At 73.2% G+C, this 18,072-nt stretch carries 18 protein-coding genes; 12 read left to right on the top strand and 6 right to left on the bottom strand.

Features of this window, described 5'->3' with window-relative positions; all coding sequences use genetic code 11:
- Window positions 1-163 precede the first annotated feature (163 nt).
- Window positions 164-343, bottom strand: a complete 180-nt coding sequence (locus ACFYQ5_RS27815; protein ID WP_389201460.1) for a hypothetical protein — start codon at window positions 341-343, stop codon at window positions 164-166.
- 263 nt (window positions 344-606) lie between these two features.
- Here ACFYQ5_RS27815 and ACFYQ5_RS27810 point away from each other — a divergent pair, with 263 nt between their 5' ends.
- The 12 genes from ACFYQ5_RS27810 to ACFYQ5_RS27755 all read left to right on the top strand — a co-directional run bounded on the left by ACFYQ5_RS27810 (window position 607) and on the right by ACFYQ5_RS27755 (window position 13,350).
- Window positions 607-1,866, top strand: coding sequence for an NYN domain-containing protein (locus ACFYQ5_RS27810; RefSeq protein ID WP_389201458.1), 1,260 nt, complete (start codon window positions 607-609; stop codon window positions 1,864-1,866).
- A 127-nt stretch (window positions 1,867-1,993) separates the two neighbouring features.
- Window positions 1,994-2,977, top strand: a complete 984-nt coding sequence (locus tag ACFYQ5_RS27805; protein WP_389201470.1) for an ABC transporter ATP-binding protein — start codon at window positions 1,994-1,996, stop codon at window positions 2,975-2,977.
- Between the two features lie 55 nt (window positions 2,978-3,032).
- Window positions 3,033-3,881, top strand: a complete 849-nt coding sequence (locus tag ACFYQ5_RS27800; RefSeq protein ID WP_389201456.1) for an ABC transporter permease — start codon at window positions 3,033-3,035, stop codon at window positions 3,879-3,881.
- A gap of 34 nt (window positions 3,882-3,915) precedes the next feature.
- Window positions 3,916-4,671, top strand: a complete 756-nt coding sequence (locus ACFYQ5_RS27795) for an ABC transporter permease (protein ID WP_389201454.1) — start codon at window positions 3,916-3,918, stop codon at window positions 4,669-4,671.
- Between the two features lie 298 nt (window positions 4,672-4,969).
- Complete coding sequence (locus ACFYQ5_RS27790; RefSeq protein WP_262346869.1) at window positions 4,970-5,095, top strand: hypothetical protein; 126 nt, start codon at window positions 4,970-4,972, stop codon at window positions 5,093-5,095.
- Between the two features lie 186 nt (window positions 5,096-5,281).
- Window positions 5,282-6,643, top strand: coding sequence for an MFS transporter (locus tag ACFYQ5_RS27785; RefSeq protein ID WP_389201452.1), 1,362 nt, complete (start codon window positions 5,282-5,284; stop codon window positions 6,641-6,643).
- Window positions 6,627-7,886, top strand: a complete 1,260-nt coding sequence (locus tag ACFYQ5_RS27780) for a tetratricopeptide repeat protein (RefSeq protein ID WP_389201449.1) — start codon at window positions 6,627-6,629, stop codon at window positions 7,884-7,886. The genes ACFYQ5_RS27785 and ACFYQ5_RS27780 overlap by 17 nt, the downstream gene beginning before the upstream one ends.
- A gap of 3 nt (window positions 7,887-7,889) precedes the next feature.
- Window positions 7,890-9,815, top strand: coding sequence for a B12-binding domain-containing radical SAM protein (locus ACFYQ5_RS27775; protein WP_389201447.1), 1,926 nt, complete (start codon window positions 7,890-7,892; stop codon window positions 9,813-9,815).
- Window positions 9,815-10,750: a DUF692 family multinuclear iron-containing protein gene (locus ACFYQ5_RS27770; protein WP_389201445.1), complete on the top strand. Its 936-nt coding sequence runs from the start codon at window positions 9,815-9,817 to the stop codon at window positions 10,748-10,750. Before ACFYQ5_RS27775 ends, ACFYQ5_RS27770 begins: the two co-directional genes overlap by 1 nt.
- Window positions 10,740-11,555 carry a hypothetical protein gene (locus ACFYQ5_RS27765; RefSeq protein WP_389201443.1) on the top strand — a complete coding sequence of 272 codons (816 nt, stop codon included), beginning with the start codon at window positions 10,740-10,742 and terminating at the stop codon, window positions 11,553-11,555. Before ACFYQ5_RS27770 ends, ACFYQ5_RS27765 begins: the two co-directional genes overlap by 11 nt.
- A complete protein-coding gene (locus ACFYQ5_RS27760; protein WP_389201441.1) occupies window positions 11,552-12,337 on the top strand; it encodes a JmjC domain-containing protein in 786 nt (261 codons plus the stop codon). Before ACFYQ5_RS27765 ends, ACFYQ5_RS27760 begins: the two co-directional genes overlap by 4 nt.
- On the top strand, window positions 12,334-13,350 hold the full coding sequence (locus tag ACFYQ5_RS27755; protein WP_389201439.1) for a metallopeptidase TldD-related protein: 1,017 nt from the start codon (window positions 12,334-12,336) through the stop codon (window positions 13,348-13,350). Before ACFYQ5_RS27760 ends, ACFYQ5_RS27755 begins: the two co-directional genes overlap by 4 nt.
- A 98-nt stretch (window positions 13,351-13,448) precedes the next feature.
- Here ACFYQ5_RS27755 and ACFYQ5_RS27750 read toward each other — a convergent pair whose 3' ends face one another.
- The 5 genes from ACFYQ5_RS27750 to ACFYQ5_RS27730 form a co-directional block, all read right to left on the bottom strand.
- Window positions 13,449-13,772 carry a TraR/DksA family transcriptional regulator gene (locus tag ACFYQ5_RS27750; protein WP_389201437.1) on the bottom strand — a complete coding sequence of 108 codons (324 nt, stop codon included), beginning with the start codon at window positions 13,770-13,772 and terminating at the stop codon, window positions 13,449-13,451.
- A gap of 116 nt (window positions 13,773-13,888) precedes the next feature.
- Entirely contained in the window at window positions 13,889-14,389 is a 501-nt protein-coding gene (gene ybaK, locus ACFYQ5_RS27745; RefSeq protein ID WP_389201436.1) for a Cys-tRNA(Pro) deacylase, read from the bottom strand.
- Window positions 14,390-14,405: 16 nt separating this feature from the next.
- Entirely contained in the window at window positions 14,406-15,182 is a 777-nt protein-coding gene (locus ACFYQ5_RS27740; protein ID WP_389201434.1) for an LON peptidase substrate-binding domain-containing protein, read from the bottom strand.
- An 11-nt stretch (window positions 15,183-15,193) separates the two neighbouring features.
- The gene (locus tag ACFYQ5_RS27735) at window positions 15,194-16,228 is read right to left on the bottom strand and encodes a hypothetical protein (RefSeq protein WP_389201432.1); all 1,035 of its coding nucleotides are present in this window, start codon (window positions 16,226-16,228) and stop codon (window positions 15,194-15,196) included.
- 221 nt (window positions 16,229-16,449) lie between these two features.
- Window positions 16,450-18,051 carry an oxidoreductase gene (locus ACFYQ5_RS27730; protein ID WP_389201431.1) on the bottom strand — a complete coding sequence of 534 codons (1,602 nt, stop codon included), beginning with the start codon at window positions 18,049-18,051 and terminating at the stop codon, window positions 16,450-16,452.
- Between the last annotated feature and the right edge of the window lie 21 nt (window positions 18,052-18,072).

Raw genomic sequence — 18,072 nt, 5'->3', positions numbered from 1 at the left:
CGCCGGCCCCGGGTACCCCCGGCCCCCCCCCCCCCCGCCGCCCGGGGCGGGGGGGGGGGGGCCGGCGGGCGGGGGGGGGGGGGGGCGCCCCCCCCCCCCCGGGGGGGGGGGCCCCCCCCGGGGGGGGGGGCCGCCCCTCTCGGCCTGTGGGCCTTGTCAGCCGTCAGTTGTGGCCGAAGCGCTTCTGGTGCTTACGGGCGACATCGGACGGGCTGCCCTGACCCTGCGACTGAGGCTGGGTCTGCGACTCGTACGCCGTCGACTTGGCCTCCTCCGCGCCACGCTCCGCGGCGGACGCGCGGTCGTGCTGGCTGCTCTGCTTGCGGTTCTTGTGCTTCGCCATCGTGATGCCTCCTGTGGGAGATCTGAGGTCCAGAACCGCTGCCAGACTCACATGTCGCCACAAAAGCCGCATGTTGGATCATTACCGAGCGTAGTAGGCGGGGTATCATGCGCCGTTCTCGGATCCGCCACGCCGATGATCGAGTTCCGGACCTTAACCTCCGCACCGTCGGGCAGACTCGAAGGAAACCCTGAGTGAGCAAACCGGGTCGGCGGACCCACCCCCCAGTCCGGTCCCGCTGACCGCTCCCGAATCGGAAGAGGGTGGAACGCGTGGACCGTTGCGTCGTCCTGGTGGACGCCGGCTACTTGCTGGGCGCAGCCGCGAGCCTGCTGGCCGGAGAGCCCGCCCGTTCCCGCATCACCGTCGACCACGCGGCGTTGATCCAGGGCCTGCGCGAGCGCGCCGTGGCCGACACGGAACAGCCGCTGCTGCGCATCTACTGGTTCGACGGCGCCCCCGACCGCGTACCGCAGCCCGAGCACCGCAGGCTGCGGGTCATGCCGCGGGTGACCGTTCGGCTGGGCGCGCTCACCCGTAGTGACGGGCGGTGGGCGCAGAAGGGCGTCGACGCGGCCATGCACGCCGAACTGACCGAGCTCGCCAGGAACCGGGCCTGCTCCGACGTGGTGCTCGTGACCGGTGACGGTGATCTGCTGCCCGGACTGATGTCCGCCAAGGAGCACGGCGTCGCCGTCCACCTCTGGGCCGTCCAGGCCGCCGACGGCGACTACAACCAGTCCGAGGACCTGGTCGCCGAGGCCGACGAGCGACGGGTGCTCGACCGGGCCTGGATCACCAAGGCCGTACGGGCCAAGGAGACGGGCGGAGTGTGCGCGCCCCCGACCGTCCCACGCCCCGAGATCGCCGCGATCCTGTCCGCGCCGCTGCCCGAGGCGGCCCTGGCCGCCTCCGCCGAGCGGGCATCGGAAGCCCAGGCCGCCGCGGCCCGCAACGGCACCGGTGCGCCGGCCGGAGAAGCCGCCCAGGCCCCCCGGCCCGCGCCCGGCCACAAGAGCGTCCCGACCCCCAAGGATCTGGCCAGCCTGCGTGCGCCCGGGCCGCAGGCCACGCAGCACACCGTCCAGGCGCCGGCCACCAACGCGACCCTGCGCTGGTCGTCCGACAGGGGCTGGGTCGAGCGCGGCGGACCGCTCGGCGAACCCGCCGAGACCGCCTCCCTGCCGACCCTGGCCCAGCTCACCAGCGCGGAACAGCGCTGGGCGGACCGGGAGGAGGACATCACCACCGTCGGCGGTGACCCCTTCGAGGTCGGCCAGGTCTTCGCCCGGCGCTGGATGGAACGCCTGCCGGAGACCGTCCACCTGCAGAAGCTGTCCACCATGTACCCCCGCATCCCGCACCGCATCGACGGCGAACTGCTGCGGTACGCGGCCCGCTTCGGGCTGCTCGCGCACAAGGACGACCAGATCGACGAGCACGACCGCTATGCCATCCGGGCGGGGTTCTGGCGCGAGATCGATGTGCGGGCCGCCGACGAACACGCTCCCGCGGCGGAGTGAGCGGGGCGGCGCTGCCCGGCCCCGGACGCAATACGGGGCATCCGACCCCGTACTCTCGTACCTCGTGAGTACGGGCACAGCACAGGCTACGGGCACGCAGGCTACGGGCACAGCACGAGCGCAGTCCGTGTGCGCGGTGCGTGACCTGGTCAAGACCTATCCCGCCGTCCGCGGCCGGCGCGGCCGCGCCGCGACTCCCGAGGTGCGCGCCACCGACGGGGTCTGCCTCGATGTCCGGCGCGGTGAGATCTTCGGACTCCTCGGGCCCAACGGCGCCGGCAAGTCCACGCTCGTACGCCAGCTCACCGGGCTGATGCGCCCCGACTCCGGGAGCGTCGAGGTGCTGGGACACGACCTGGTGCGCCACCCCGAGCGGGCCTCGCGGCTCATCGGCTACCTCGGCCAGGAGTCCACCGCCCTCGACGAACTGACCGTGTCACTCGCCGCGGAGACCACCGGGCGGCTCAGGGGCCTGCCGGCGCGGGAAGCACGTGCCGCGCGCGACGACGTACTGGAGGAGCTCGGGCTGACCGCGCTCGCCGGACGCCCGCTGAAGAAGCTGTCCGGCGGACAGCGGCGGCTCGCCTGCTTCGCCGCGACGCTGGTCGGTGAGCGCCCCGTCCTGGTGCTGGACGAGCCGACCACCGGGATGGACCCCGTCGCCCGGCGGTCCGTCTGGTCCGCCGTCGACCGGCGGCGGGCCGAGCACGGGGCGACGGTGCTGCTCGTGACCCACAACGTCATCGAGGCCGAGACGGTCCTGGACCGGGTGGCCGTCATGGAACGCGGCAAGGTCATCGCCTGCGACACCCCGTCAGGGCTCAAGGAACAGGTGGCCGGGGAGGTCCGGGTCGAGCTGGTGTGGCGCGAGCGCGCACCGCTGGAGGTCCCCGAGGTGGCCGCGCTCCGCGAGTCGGCGCAGGAGTCGGGGCGCAAGTGGGTCCTGCGGCTCGGACCGGACGAGGCGCGGGCCGCGGTGGCCGCCGTGACCGGTGGGGCGGCCTTCTCCGCGCTCGACGACTTCACGCTGGCCACGCCCAGCCTGGAGGACGTCTATCTGGCGCTCGGCGGGGACGCCGCCAGGGCCACCGAGGGCCTGGTGAAGGCGTGAGCAGGACGGTGAACGTGTCGGGACGCGTGTCGGAGTCGAACGGGAGCACTGCCAGGTGACGAGCATCGTTCCCACGGAGCCCGCGAAGATGTCCGGGCCGAAGGTCCGGACCTCCGCCGTCCTGACCGGCCGGCCCGCCCGTACGGCCCCCGCGGCGCTCGCGCCGCGGGCCAGACTGCTTCCCTCGCTGGCCGCCGTCTACCGGGCGCAGCTGTCGCGGGCGAGGGTCGCGCGGATTCCGCTGCTGTTCGTCGCGACCTTCCAGTCCGTCGGGATCATGGTGCTGATGCGCGGGGTCGTCGACGGCGGCGCGGAGGCCCGGGCCGTCGTCGCCGGGTCCAGCGTGCTGGTCGTGGCCTTCGTCGCCCTCAACCTGCTCGCCCAGTACTTCGGCCAGCTCCGGGCCGGCGGCGGGCTCGACCACTACGCCACGCTGCCGGTGCCGCCTGCCGCGGTGGTGCTGGGGGCGGCGGGGGCGTACGCCTCGTTCACCGTGCCCGGCACGATCGTCACCGCGGTGGCGGGCAGCGCGCTGTTCGAGCTGCCGATGACGCATCTGTGGGTACTCGTCGCGGTCATCCCGCTCTCCGGTGCCGCGCTCTCCGGCCTGGGCGCCGCGCTCGGGCTGCTGGCGCCGCGGCAGGAGCTGGCGACGCTGCTCGGGCAGCTGGGTATGTCGGCCGCGCTGCTGCTGGGCGTGCTGCCGGCCGAGCGGCTGCCCGGCCCTGTCGGGTGGGCGCGCGACCTGCTTCCCTCCACCTACGGCGTCGAGGCGCTGTCCCGGTCCTTCGACAGCCACCCCGACTGGGCGGTCGTCATGCTCGACCTCGCGGTGTGCGCGGCGGTCGGTGTGCTCTCGCTGGCCGTGGCCACGTGGGCGTACCGGCGGGCGGCGGTCCGGTGAGGCGACGCACGCGTCGGCCTGGCACGATGGCACCGTGACCGCACCGTTGACGCCGCCGCACCAGCCCCAGCCGAACGACCCGTGGCAGGCCCCGCCCTCCGGGTCGCATGTCCTGCCCGGCGAGGAGCCGGGCGTGGAAGAGCGGCGGGCGGAGCTCATGCAGGGCGCTGTGATCGCCGCGGTGCTGGCGGTGGCGGGTGTCGTCCTCGGGCTGCTCTGGCTGTGGCTGGCGCCTCGGGTACCGCTCGTCTCCGACGACACCGCCGTGTTCCTCAAGAACAGCGAGGGCGAGGAGGCCATCGGGGCCGACGGCACGTTCGTGCTGCTGGGACTCGCCTTCGGCCTGGTCTCGGCTGTCGCCGTCTTCCTCTTCCGCCGGCGCGGGGGCATCCCGCTGGTGGTGGGGCTCGCCCTGGGCGGGCTGCTCGGCTCCCTGCTGGCGTGGGGGATCGGCACCTGGTTCGGGCCGACGTCCGATGTGGTGGCCCATGCCAAGGAGGTCGGCGAGGGGGTCACCTTCGACGCGCCGCTGGAGCTGCACGCGGTGGGGGCGGCGATGCTCGCCTGGCCCATCGCGGCGATGATCGTCCACCTGGGGCTGACCGCGCTGTTCGGCCCGCGGGACCCTGAGCCGGAGTGGGGAACCTTTCACGGGGCGACCACCTTTTACGAGGCGCCTCAGTCGGAGCCGGGGACTGGGTCCGCGTTCGGGCCGGAGCCCGGGCCCGCCGAGGAGCCGGGAGCCGCGGGCGGCCGGCCGGGGGACGGGCCGGGAACAGCGCGGTCGTAGCGGGCTCCGGAGACGGCGCCTGTCGGCGCCTGCGACGAGAGGCACCGAGCCGGACAACACTCTTTCGAGGGATGGGGAACCGGCCACCGCACACCCTTGCGAATTCTTAATTCACCCTTCCGCTATTGCATTCTGCCAGCTCGTCACCGGTATTCGAAACATCGGGGGCGAGCTGTTCGATGCGTCATTTCAGCCATAAAGGGTGAATGGTATTTTCGAAGCAGGAAGTCCCCGGATAGCATTCTTCACAGCGCTGCGGGAATCAGCCTGCCGCGTCCCTTCCTTTTCAGGAGGAATTATGGGCGAGTCACGCAACGAGCAGACCATCCTCGACGACATCGAAGACCTCGACAGCCTGGAAGTCCTGGAGGCCGAGGACCTGGACGAGAGCGTCGCATTCCACGCGTTCCGCTTCAAGAACTGACCCGAAGGACCGATGCAGGCCTGCCGCCGGCCGGTGAAACCTCCGGTGGCAGGCTTCACGAGAAAGGTCTCGCGCTCCCCGGTGAGAGTATATCTTCAGCTGCTCAGAAATCGGCGTTTTGCCGGGCTCTGCCTTGCGCAGGCTGTTTCTCTGCTCGGTGACGCATTCTTCCCGATCATCGTCGTGGTGGCTGCGGCACGGTCGGGAACGACGGCGGAGACCATCGGAGCGGTATTCGCCGCCCGCTTCATCGCGCTCGGTGGTGTCGTCCTCTTCAGCGGCGCGCTTCTCGACCGCGTCAATCCCGTCGCCTCGGCGGTCACCGCGGATGCCACCCGCTTCCTCGCACTCATCGTGCTGGCCCTTTTCTGGGACGGCCGGCTGGACGCCGTCATTCTCGTCGTCGCCGTCCTCATCGGTCTGTGCGAAGCGGTGAGTGAACCGGCCCTGCTGCTGATCACCCCACGGGTGCTGCGCAAGGACACGCACGCGGCCACGAAGCCGGACGGCGGCAGCGACGCGTCTCACGGCTCCGGCAGCCCCGGCGGCAACGCGAGCCCCGACGGCTCCGGCGGCCCCGACCGCGAGGAAGCCGCGGTCACCGCCGCGTACGGTCTCCTCGAGGGCATGCGCAACACCTCCGGCATCGTCGGCCCCACCCTCGCCGCCGCGCTCGTCGCCGTCCTCAGCTCTTCGGCGGGGGCCGTCGCCGCCGCCGTGGCCTTCGGCCTGTCCGCGGTCGCGACCCGCTGGGCGGGCGCCCGGTACGCGGCACGCCCGGTACCGGACAGCCCCGTACCGGACAGTCCCGCGAAGGCCGGATCCGCCGAACCGGACGCCGACGCGTCCGACTGGCCCGAGGAGCCACTGCTGCGCTCCGCCCTCGGCGGGCTCGCCGTGCTGTGGCGGGTGCGGTGGCTGCGGCATGTGCAGATCCTCGCCGTCGTCCACGTCCTGCTCGCCGTCGGGCCGTGGATGGTCGCCCTGCCGGTGTTCCTGCTCGGAGCGGGACACAGCGCCACCGTCTACGGCTTCGTGCTCGGCGCCTTCGCGGTGGGCACCGTCGTCGGCGCGCTGGTCGGCGGGCGCGTCACCGGCCGGAGCAGGGGACTGTACTCGCTGGCGCTGCTCGGCCTCTTCGGCGTGACCGTGCTGGCACCCGTGGCGACCGGATCGGTGCTGCTGCTCACGGCCGCGTTCGTCGCGGGCGGCATCGGCCAGCAGGCGTTCGACGTCGTCAAGATGGCCGGGCTGCGCCGGGAGGTGCCCGAGCGGCTGCACGGCAGGGCGTTCTCCGCCGACTTCTTCTTCTCCTTCGCCTCGCTGCCCCTCGGCCAGCTCTTCGGCGCGGTGCTGCTCCGCTTCGCCGACGCCCGCACGATCATGCTGGGGGCGGGGGTCCTCGTCCTGGTGACCACCGCTGCCGCGATGCTCAGCCCGGACGCGCGCCGCTTCTCCTCGGCACCCCTGCCCCCCGCCGCGCCACCGCTCGCGCCGGCGCACGCCGCGCCGCTTCCGGAGAGGGCGCCGGATGCAGGGACGCGTTGACCTGTTCGAGGAGCACGGAGAGGTCGCGGCGCTGTGGCCGCAGAGCCCCTACCGCGACCGCACCGTCGTCTGCTTCGACCGTCATCTGGACCTCAAGCCCCTCGCCCCCGGCGGGGAGGAGGCCCTGCGCGCCGCGGCACGTGCCGGGACGTCCCCCGCGGACCTGCTGCGCCGGCTGCCGGTGCGCGGCGTGCCCGGCGCCTTCGGGCTCGACGACTTCTGGTCCGCCGCCGTCCTCGCTGCGGGCCTCACCGACCTGGTGTGGGTGCCGAGCTGGGCCTCGTACGCAGGCTGGGAGAGCAGGGCGGTGGACTGCGTGTCGCTCATCGCCACCGGCGGCGCCCCGGCGGATCCGCTGTCCGGCGGGTGCTGCCTCGCGGTGACGTTGTGCGGCGTACGGCTCTCGGTCGTACCGCCCGATCTCCTCACCCGCCACCTGGACCGGCATGTGACCGGCGACGTCGTCACCGACATCGACCTGGACTGGCTGGTGGACGAGCACGGCAGGCCCGACCACTCCGTGGACGACCTGGCCGACCTGGTGGCGGCCTGCGGGGGCGAACTGTCCGCGATGACCTGGTCCACCCGCTCGGGGTTCCTGCCCGGCGAGTACCGCGGGGTCGGCCCGGACGTCGCGGGGCGGCTGGGGCTGCGGGCCCGGGAGTCCTCCTTCCTGCCCGCCACCCCGTGGCCGGAGGACCTGATGCTGCGCGTCCACCGGGGGGCAGGCCTCCCGGCCCAGGAGGCCGAGGCGGAAGGCGGGGAGCACAGTGGAGCGGATCCCGCAACAGGAGTGGCGGTGGCCCTGCACGGCCTGGCGAACGCCTCCGCGAGCCCCGCGCAGGCCCAGGAATGCTACGAGCGGGCGGCCGCCCAGGGGTACCGGTCGAGCTGGCTGGCGTACAAGATCGGCGCGGCGCACTACGCGCGGGGCGATCACCACGCCGCCAGGGACCGGCTGCGCGAGGCCGTCGCGCTCGACCCGCGCGACACCCTCGCGATGCACGCGCGCGTCCTGTCGGCCCGCGCCACCCTGCGCCTGGAGGGGTCCGGCGCCGCGCTGGCGGAATTCCGTGCCGTGGCCGAGGAGCTCCCGCTGCGCGCCGGGGTCTGGCGCACCGTGCGGGTGCTCGCCGACGCGCGGGGCGACCCGGAGAGCGCGGGGACGGCACGCGACCGTCTGGACCTCATCGAACGGCTGACGCGGGCACGGACCACCGGGCGGAGCACGGGACGAGGATGAGCGATGAGCGACGTACTGCTGGTGATGCCACCTGTGAGCGAGGCCGTTCAGTTCCCGTACCTGGCGCTGCCGCAGCTCGCCGCCGCCTGGACCGCGCAGGGCCACCGGGTCCGCACCCTCGATCTGAACCTGGAGTACCGCGCCCGCGTCCTGGTCCGCCGTCACGAGCCGTCCGCCGCGGACGACCCGGCCCCTGGAGGGGCGGCGCCGAGCGCGGGAGAGATCTACCGGACCGTCAGTGAGCGCTACCGGGCCCGGCACGGCACCCGGCTGCTGGAGACCGCCCGCGACCGCACCACCGGCTTCGCCCAGGAAACGGCCATCCAGGCGACGGTCCGCTACGTCACCCAGCAGGCGTCCCAGGACGGCTGGATCGTCGACGGACCACTGCTGCTGTCCGAACTGGACACATACGTCGAGGCCGGCCGCGACAGCTGGTCGGCGCGCTGGTGCGCCGACCGTCTCGAGGAACTGCTGTCCGACGACCCGCCACGCATGCTGGCCTTCTCCGTGCCCTTCTTCAGCCAGCTCGTCCCCGTCCTCACCCTGTGCGTGCTGCTCAAGGAACGACGCCCCGCGCTGCGGATCGCGCTCGGAGGACCCACCGTGCAGATGTGGGCGGCACCGCTGCGCCGGCACGTCACCGCCTCCCGCGCCGTCGACCACTGGTGCCTGGGCCACGGCGAGGACTTCCTCACCCGCGTCCTGGGCGGTGACACCCGCGTTCCGGAGACCGGCGGGAGAGGCGGCACGCGAGAGGACACCGCCGGCGCGGGCGGCGCCGTGCGGGAGCGGACGGGGCTCGCGGACGGCTTCGTGCTGAGCGAGCAGCCGATGCCGGACTTCGGACCGTTCGACTTCTCCGTCTACACCAACATGGCCCACCAGTTCCCCTACCGGCTCACGGTCGGGTGCTACTGGGGGAAGTGCACCTTCTGCTCGTACGGCAACCGCTACCGCGACGCGCGTGCCTTCCAGCAGATCGACCCGGAGGTGGCCGCCGGACACCTGGTGGCGCTGTCCGGCCTGCTGGGCATGACCGACGTGGCGGTCACCGACGAGAACACCGGCCTGCGCCATCTGCTCCGCGTGACGGAGGCGGTCCGCCGGCGCGGCGCGTCGCTCACCTTCCGGGTCCGGGCGCGTCTGGAGCGCGAACTGGCCGACCCCGCCTTCTGCGAACGGCTGCGCGCGGCCGGCTGTGTGCAGCTGTCGACCGGTTTCGAGACCGCCCACCAAGGCATCCTCGACTCCCTGCACAAGGGCCAGGACGCGGCGCACGCGGAACGCGCCGTACTCAACCTCACCCGGGCCGGGATCGTCACCAACCTGTCGTTCATGGACGGCTTCGACCACGACGACGCCCTCCAGGGCTCCCGTGAGACGGTCGAGGTGGTGCGGCGTCACCCGGCGGACCTGGGCCTGGACACCATGCAACTGGTCGTGGCCGAACCGGGCAGCTACCTGTGGGCCGGCCGGCGGCGCCAGGACGACGACGCCTACCTGATCACCAACGAGGGCCTGGCCTTCGCCGGCGGCCGGGTCGGCGGCGCGCTCCTCGACGACACCGCGACGGAGGAGGCCAGGCAGCGGCTCCTGCGCATGACCGTCGAAGCGGTGCCGGACGCCGAACGGGCCGTCCGCCCCGACCTGCCGTCGCGCGCGCGGGACCGGCCCGCGGCGGTGACGGCGATCACCGGGCCGGCGCTGCGGGCCCGGCCGCGTTTCGGAGTGACGCTCGACTCCGTCCAGGCACGCTGGTTCCTGGCCGACGTCGCCTGGCCACGGATGGCGGCCGTACCCGCGGGAGTGGAGCTCACCCCCGGCGGCGGCCTCACCTCCGACGAGCCCGGAGCGCGCCGCTGGCTGGCGCAGATGGTCGACAAACGGCTGCTCGTACCCGACCCACCGGAAGCGGAGAGTGCCTGATGGACAAACTGGGGCTCGGCCTGGGCATGGACCTCGTCTGGGGCGAACGCATCGGATTCGAGAAGACGGGGGAGGGCCGCCCGACCGACCAGGTGGCGGCGTTCCTGCGGCGCAACGCGCAGGAGTACGACTACATGTTCGTCGCCTTCCAGCCCATCGACTACGGCCCCCTCACACCCGAGCGCTACTTCCCCGCGTACGACGATCTCTTCGCGCTGTTCGGCGACGGCCGCCCGCGCGCCTTCCACCACACCCTGCTCAACACCGGCTCCCCGGACGGGTACGAGCGTGCCGCCGTCGCGGACTTCACCAACGCGCTGGTCGAACGCTACGGATTCCGCTGGATCATCGAGGACCTGGGGATCTGGTCGCTGGGGGGTCGCAGCCTGCCCTACCCGATGCCGCCCGTACTGACCCCGGAGGGGCTGCGGCGCTGCGTCGCCGGGGTCGCGGAGTGGCGCGAGCGGCTGCGGGCGCCGCTGTCCGTGGAGTTCCCCGGCTTCACCGAGGGCGGCAGCTTCCTGGTCGGCACACTGGACGCCTTCGCGTTCTTCGACACCGTCGTCCGGGAGACGGGAGCGCACGCGACGATCGACATCGGCCACATCCTCGCCTACCAGTGGCTGATGGGGCGGACCGGAGCGCGCATGTTCGACGGTCTCGAGGCGCTGCCGCTCGACCGCTGTCACGAGGTGCACCTGTCCGGCTGCCAGATCGTCGACGGACGCTTCCGCGACCTGCACCACGGCGTGCTCCTCGACGAGCAGCTCGCCCTGCTGGAACACCTGCTGCCGAGGATGCCGCGGCTGACCGGCATCACCTACGAGGACCCCAAGTTCACCGCCGACGGGGTGCTCGTGCCCAAGTCGCGACCGAACGCGGAGCGCCTCTTCTCCCTCGTACGCGACTGGAAGGAGACCGCGCATGCCGCATGAGGCCACCGCGGTGGGCGACACGGACGACAGGTACGACATGGACGCGGCCGAGGCCGGGCGGCACGGCCGCATCCTGCGGGTCCTCGACCGGCTGCTGTACGACGAGCGGTTCCGCTCCGCGTTCGTCGCGGACGGCCCCGGCGGCATGCGGCCCCCGCTCGACCCCGACCTGATCGAGGTCTTCGGCCGGGTGGACCCGACGGAGCTGCGGTTGGTCGGGCGCAACATCCGCTCGGCGGTGGTCAGCGGCGGCACGGGCACGGGGCAGGGGCTCAAGGGGGCCTTCCCGCGCACCCTGGAGACGATCCAGGAGCGGCACGGCCACGGGATCAACGCGGTGGCCGAACTCTTCCTCGCCTCACCGCAGTTCCAGCACTTCCGCGACGTCCCCCACTCCTCCCGGGGGCGTGGTCTCTCGCTGCCCGAGTGCTTCCACCGGTTCCTGGCGGACGGACCGCCCTTCGACCCCGAGTGCGCTCTGGAGCCGCTCGCGCACCACGAGGCCGCCTGCGCCGTCGCCCGCGCGATCGCCACGGGCGCGGAGTCCACCTTCGACGTCACGCTGCGCGACTCGGCCTTCCACGGCGGCACCTTCTGCGCCTTCCGCGACTACGCCGAGGCACCCGCCGCCTGGGAACTGCGCCCCACGATGTTCCTCGCGGGTGCGGGGCGCTGCGTCATCGGCCAGGCCGGGCGTCCCCTCTTCGACGCGCTGACCTCCGTCCTGGCCGGACACGACGCGGGTACGGCACCGGACGTACGGGCGAAACTGCTCCAGCGACTGAGGGCCTGGGGGCTGCGATGAACGCACGACCACTGCTGGAGACGGACCGGTTCGACCTGCCCCACTTCTACCGCGAGCACTGGCGCCGCCGCCCGGTCCTCTGGCGCGGCTGCGGCCCGCGCTTCCTCGCCCCCGCCCTCGACTGGCCCGACATCGAGGCCCTGGAGCGCCGCCTCGAAGGGACGCCGCAGGAGCCGGGGTCCGGAGCACAGGTGCGGCGGCGGCCCGACGGCGCGGTGCTCTTCGTCAACCAGGCGCAGCACACCCTGCCCGAACTGGCCGACGCCTGCGCGAAGCTGACCGACCTGTTCGGCTGGGACGAGTGCACGGCGGACCTCTCGGTGACCCGGGGCCGCGGGGCGGGAATCGGCTGCCACTTCGACCACAGCGACAATTTCGTCGTGCAGCAGCGGGGTTCGAAGACCTGGCTGGTGGGTCTGCCCGAGGACACCGCGCCGGAGCGGCAGCGCAGCCGCATGCTGGAGACCAAGGGCTTCGTCCCCTCCGGCCGGCTGCCCGAGGAGCCCTTCCGCGCGGAACTGCGCCCCGGCGACGTGCTCTACCTGCCGCTGTTCGCACCGCACGAGGGCGTGGAGGGGAACGACGGTGAAGGCTCCGTCAGTGTCTCCTTCTCCTACAACGCCCGGAGCGCGCTCTCCCAGCACCTCAAGCCCCTCTTGAGCGCACTGTCGCGGGAACCGGCCTGGTGGCAGCCGATGCCGCTCGGCGCGCCCGACACCGAACGCCTCGGGGAAGCGTTGAGCCGAGCCCTGCGGGCGGCCACGGACGTGCCCTCGCCGTGACCGACGTCCTGGCCGCGGCGTTGGACGCGGCGCGCGCGGAGCTGGGGCCGAGGGCACGGATCGTCCCGGACGAGCGGGACGGGCTGTGGCGGGTGCGCATCAGCCTCGGCGCCCCGCGCCACGGCGCGACGCCCCAGTGGGGCGCCGCCGCCTACAACCCCCCTTTCGTGGCCGGACAGATACGGCAGGGCGTACGGCAACTCCTCGACGACCAGGCCCTGCTGCGGCTGCGCTCACCGCTGGCGGAGCCGGTGGCAGGACCGGCGCTGCTGTCGCCCACGGCCGCCGGGGTACTGGCGCACGAATGCTTCGGGCACACCAGCGAGGCCGACAACTACCTCGCCGACGGCGGCACCCTCGGCCGCGTCCTCGGCGACCGCTGGACACCGGCCGCGCTGACCGTACGGGACCGGCCCCTGGCCCGTCCGTACGCGGGCAGCTACGCGCGCGACGACGAGGGCACCGCCGCGCGGACCGTCACGCTGCTGCGCGAGGGTTACTGGACGGGGCTGCTCACCGACCGGAGCACCCGGGCGCTCAGCGACGGCCGCAGTACCGGGCACGGACGGGGCTGCCGGGGCGCGGTCGTCCCGCGCTGCAGCGTGCTGGAGGTCGCGGCCGGCCGGGACACGGCGGAGGGGCTGCGCGGCCGGCTGGGCGACGGCTGGCTGCTCGGCACGGCGATCGGCGGCTTCTCCGTGCGCGGGCACCTGATCCTGGAACTGCTGTGGGCCCGCCGGGTACGGGCGGGCCGCGCGACCCGGGAGATCGTCGGACCGGTGGCGATCTGCGCCCGCAAGGCCGCGCTGGCCGGCCGGATCACGGCTGTCGGCGACGACGTGACGGTGCACAGCTCGCCCTACACCTGCGTCAAGGCCGGGCACGAGGTCGGCTCGACCCTCATCAGCCCGTCCCTGCTGCTCGAACGCTGCGTCCTGCGTCCGCTCGCGGACGTCGAACGGCTGCTGTCCCGCTCGGGCGCCCCGCCCGTACCCACCGAACGGGACCGGTGACGAATCCGCGGGCGGGGAGTTCCCGACAGCCGGGACGCCGCCGTGGCTGCCGTCACCCACCGGGCGACGAGTGCCGGAGAGAAGCCGGGACGGCCCGGTCAGCGTGGTGCGTCTCCGGCGCAGCCCACACAGGTCGTCGCCGCCGGACGCGCCTCCAGACGGCCCGGAGGTATCGGTTCACGGCACTGCTCGCAGCGCCCGTAGTCGCCTCGCTCCAGACGCTCCAGTGCCCGGTCCACCTTCTCCAGGTGGTCGCTCGCCTGCGCGAGCAACGAGGCGACATGGGCCCGCTCGAAGGCGGTGCTGGATCCCTCCGGGTCGTGCTCGTCGTCGACTGCCACCAGCGCGTTCGCCTCGACGATTCCGTCGAAATCACGGTGCAGCGCCGCGATCCGGGCATCCGTGTCACGGCGTTCCGCCATGAGCCGCGCGTGGGCGGACGCGGAAGAGGATTCGTTCACATGTGCGACAACGGCCGCACCAGGGGTCCGCATTCCGAGTGCCCCCGCGCGGGGGCGTCCCACGCGAACGCCTCCCGCTACGCCCGCCCGATCGGGGCCAGGGCAGCCTGCGTCAGGGTGGCCAGGTCCGTGGGGGAGAGTTCCACCTCCAGGCCGCGGCGGCCCGCCGAGACGCAGATCGTGGCGTGCGATCCGGCCGAGACGTCCAGCACCGTACGCAGGCGCTTGCGCTGGCCCAGGGGGGAGATGCCGCCCCTGACGTAGCCCGTGGTGCGTTCCGCCGCCGCCGGGTCCGCCATGGCCGCCCGCTTGCCGTTCACCGCCGATGCCAGCGCCTTCAGGTCCAGCGATCCGGCGACGGGGACCACGGCGACGACCAGTTCGCCGTCGACGTCGGCGACCAGCGTCTTGAAGACCCGGTCGGCGGAGACACCGAGGGCCGCGGCCGCCTCCTCGCCGTAGGACGGGGACGAGGGGTCGTGGTCGTACGAGTGGACCGCGAACGTGACGCCCGCCCCGGTCAGGGCGACCGTGGCCGGGGTGCCGCCCGGCTGCTGCTTCCTGGACTTCTTCGCCACCTGGCAGGTCCTCGGGTCAGTTGGGGTACGTCGGGTCGCGGGTCAGGTCGGCCGCCGGCAGCGACGGCAGGTGCCGGATGACGGCCGTCTCCTTGCGCAGGAGGGCCAGCTCCTCGCGCAACCGTGTCGCGGTGTCCGGGGCCTGGAGCAGCCGCTGCTTCGTCGGGACGTCGAGCACGGCGGCGGCCGCCACCAGATACGAGACGACGGACGGGTCGTCCGGCAGGTCCGCACCGGTCGTCAGGGAGCGCTCGCTCGCCCCGGCCAGCCGCTTCTGGTAGCTGCGGAAGGCGCGCAGGACGCCCTCCGCCAGGGCCCCCGCCTCGTCCGTGAGTGAGTCCTCACCCTCGGCGGCCCCCGGATCCTCGGGCAGTTCCTCGACCTCGGCCGTCAGGAACGGGCCGCTCGCGTCGACGGAGAGCAGCCGCACCCGGGTGGTGCCGGTCGCCAGGACCTCGTAGCTGCCGTCGGCGCGCTCACGGATCTTGGCCGCGTCCGCGACGCAGCCGACCCGGTGGAAGGTCTGGATGGGATCGGGGCCGAAGCCGTCGCCCGGTGCCCGCTCCGCGGGGGGTGCGGCGGCGACCGTGTCGGGCATCCCGGTGGCCGTCGGAGCGGTCTCGCGGCCGTCGCGGATCGCGACCACCACGAAGCGGCGCGGTCCGTCCTCGTCGGTCGCGAGCAACTCGCGCATCATGGCGCGATAACGCTCCTCGAAGACGTTGAGCGGCAGCACGAGGCCGGGGAACAGCACCGCGTTCAGCGGGAAGAGGGGCAGGCGAGCGGTGGTCACAGCGGCCAAGCCTAATGGCCGTGGCGCCCGCCGTGTTCCGGCCTCCCGCACAGGGGCGTGGAAGAGGCCACCAGGAGCCGCACATCCGCCCGGGCGTCGAGGAATCCCCCGAGGGCCTCCTCGGTCACGGACGCCCACGGGAACGAGGTCGCGTACGGCCCGATCAGCCGGAACTGCTCCAGCGCCTCGGCCGCGCGCCCCCGTGCGAACAGGACGTAGGCGAGGAGGTTGCGGACCTCGGCCGGCCACGGGTCCCCGGCGGGGAATCCGGCCGAGAAGCTGATCGCGAGGTCGGCGGCCGCATCGATCCGGTCCGCCTGTACGGAGGTCGCCCGTGCGGCCGCCCTCTCGTCCCGCAGCAGGGCGAAGGCCGCCCGTACGGGGAGCGCCTGTACCAGGGAGTCACCGGCGGCGTCCTCGGCCGCCCGCTCGGCGAAGTCGAAGCATTCGCGGTGGGAGCCGTACCACTCGGCCGAGAGGTACCGGAGCGCGGCGACATGACTGCCGTAGTGGTGCGGGCAGCGGCGCACGGCCTGCTCCCACAGCGATTCGAAGACCGTGTGCGTGGCATGTGTGCCCCGGGCGTGGTCGAGCGCGAGCCGCCAGGGCACCGGGTCGCGGGGGTCGGCCTCGGCCGCCGCCGTGATCAGCGGGCCCACCTCGCGCAGCAACTCGGCGTGGGCGGGCGACTCCCAGGCGCGGCGCACCGCCAGCGCGGCTTTGACGAGCAGGGCGTCCGGGTCGCGCGGTGCGGCGGCCAGCCAGCCGGTGAGCCAGTCGTCGCGGTTGCGGGCGAAGGCGACCAGCCGGCTCAGGGTGCGGTCGCGAATCTCCCAGTCGGCGGCGTCCCGGGTGGTGGCGAGGAGCTTGGCCGCGGGTTCGAAGTCACCCATGGCCGCGGCGACCAACGCGGGGGAGAGCCGCTCGTCGGGGGCGTCGAGCAGTACCGCGTCGTCCGCCGGCAGCCCGGCCGACAGCCCGGGGCCGTACCGGAACGTGCGCGCGGTACTCAGCAGTACGCGGAGGAAAGCCATGGTGCAGACCATTGAAAAGCCCTGGTGGGAGCGGCGCCAGAGGGCCTCTGTGAAGCTTCTGTGGCGAGTGGAAGGGTTGCCCTGAGCAAGGTCAAGAAAAGGCAAAGGAAGCGGGCGTGGCTGGCTCGATTCCGACCTTCCCGTTGCCTCCGGCCGCCCGTCCTGCCGGGCTTCGAGCGTCCTTTCGGTCGCTGCGCCGCCCGACAAGCCGCCGGGCGGGATGCCACGCTCCGTCAGCCTCGCCGCAGCAGCCGGGACGCGCCCGCCGCCACCGTGGTGGCCAATATCCACCCCACCAGCACCAGAGCCGCGGCCGTCCACTGCCAGCCGCCCTCCAGCAGCCAGTAACCGTCCTGCCCGAGATTGATCACCGGCACCAGCAGATCCAGCGCGTACAGCGCGGAATTCCACTGCGGATGTTCGCCCTCCTTGATCGACTCCGGGTGGTACTGCGCGAAGGCGACCGCCCCCGCCGCCCACAGCACCGCCATCCAGACCAGGGCCCGCCCGGGCCGGTAGCCGTACGCCACCGTCCAGTCCTGCAGGTAGCCCCAGATCCTTCCCGCGGGCGGCAGCGTCTCGCGCCGGCGCCGCTGCTTGGCCAGCAGTACCTCCCGGGCGTCCGCGTCCTCCCCGCAGCTGCGGAGCACCGCCGCGAGGCGCTCGTACGGCTCCGGGACGTACTCCGGGGTCGCGGCCAGCACCCACTCCAGGCGCCGGGACAGCGGGAAATGGCCGTACGGGACGAGGTTCTCGTACACGAAACCGCCCATCGCCAGGCCGCCCGGGCCCGGCCAGCTGGTCGACACGTCGATCAGGGTGACGACCTTCGCGCCGTTCAGCACGACCCGGCCCTCCCGTGGGCGCTCCGCGTTGAACCGCAGCTCGGGGGTGACGATCCGGCGCAGTGACAGCTCCTCGCGGTCGGCGAGCACGAACCGGGCCTTGTGCAGGTCCACCGCGTCCCCGAACCGTCCGTCGTCGAGCCGGACCGCGCCCCGGCACTCGAAGACCTGCGCGCGTGTCCCGCGCGCAGGGCCGCCGCCGCGCGCGACACCGAACGGGGGAGTGGTCCCCTGGTTCCCCGTGTCGACGCTGACCCAGGCCTCCGTCATGTACAGCGTGCGCTCCACGCTCAGCTGCGGGGCGTTCAGCGCCCGCCGCCCGTCCGTGGCGCGCAGCCGGCTGCCGCGCAGGCTCAGCGAGCCGCCGACCTTCGCCCCGCGCAGGCTCAGCTCGCCGAGCGTCTCGATCATCTCGGCCTGCAGGTCCTGCGCCACCGACATCCCGTCACCCACGAAGGCGCGACCGCGCCGGTCGGGGCCGATACGGATCTGGTTGATCAGCAGGTCCGTGCCGATCTGGGCGTCGGTCAGCCGGATGCCGCGTTCGACCCGGCAGCGCGGCAGATGCAGATCGCCCTCCGTGTGCAGCCGGGCCGCGTCCAGCCTCGGCAGCGCGCAGCCCACCATCCGCAGCGTCGTGAAATGGCACTCGGGGAGTACCACCTCCTGCTCGAAGCGGCAGCCCGTCAGTTCTACGTAGGGCGAGACCCGCCCGCCCGCCAGATCCAGTTTCCCCGTGATGCGGACACCCCGGAGCTTCAGCGCGGCCACCCGTCCCGGCCGTGCCGCCGGCCCGCTGAGCAGCAGCCGCGCCACCGTCCGGGCGCCGACACTGCGCTCCGGTCCCCAGCTGTGCGGGGCGAAGGGATCGTCGCGCACCGGATCGTGGGAGCGCAGATCGTAGGTGGTGCCGTTACGGAAGGACTGCCACATACCCAGCTCCGCGGCGCTGAGCCCGTCGGGGATCTCGCCCTCGTGCGGTTCGGTCACTGCCTCACCTCCGCCTGCGCG

This window comes from Streptomyces sp. NPDC005794 (genome assembly GCF_042871445.1).
GTDB lineage: Bacteria > Actinomycetota > Actinomycetes > Streptomycetales > Streptomycetaceae > Streptomyces.
This window is presented reverse-complemented; position numbering and strand designations above follow the sequence as displayed.

Excerpts from the sequence above, each read along its gene's own strand:
- ACFYQ5_RS27815 (WP_389201460.1), bottom strand. The coding sequence starts at position 343 with ATGGCGAAGCACAAGAACCGCAAGCAGAGCAGCCAGCACGACCGCGCG.
- ACFYQ5_RS27790 (WP_262346869.1), top strand. The coding sequence starts at position 4,970 with ATGGGCGAGTCACGCAACGAGCAGACCATCCTCGACGACATCGAAGAC.
- ACFYQ5_RS27780 (WP_389201449.1), top strand. The coding sequence starts at position 6,627 with ATGCAGGGACGCGTTGACCTGTTCGAGGAGCACGGAGAGGTCGCGGCG.
- ACFYQ5_RS27775 (WP_389201447.1), top strand. The coding sequence starts at position 7,890 with ATGAGCGACGTACTGCTGGTGATGCCACCTGTGAGCGAGGCCGTTCAG.
- ACFYQ5_RS27770 (WP_389201445.1), top strand. The coding sequence starts at position 9,815 with ATGGACAAACTGGGGCTCGGCCTGGGCATGGACCTCGTCTGGGGCGAA.
- ACFYQ5_RS27765 (WP_389201443.1), top strand. The coding sequence starts at position 10,740 with ATGCCGCATGAGGCCACCGCGGTGGGCGACACGGACGACAGGTACGAC.
- ACFYQ5_RS27760 (WP_389201441.1), top strand. The coding sequence starts at position 11,552 with ATGAACGCACGACCACTGCTGGAGACGGACCGGTTCGACCTGCCCCAC.
- ACFYQ5_RS27750 (WP_389201437.1), bottom strand. The coding sequence starts at position 13,772 with ATGGCGGAACGCCGTGACACGGATGCCCGGATCGCGGCGCTGCACCGT.
- ACFYQ5_RS27735 (WP_389201432.1), bottom strand. The coding sequence starts at position 16,228 with ATGGTCTGCACCATGGCTTTCCTCCGCGTACTGCTGAGTACCGCGCGC.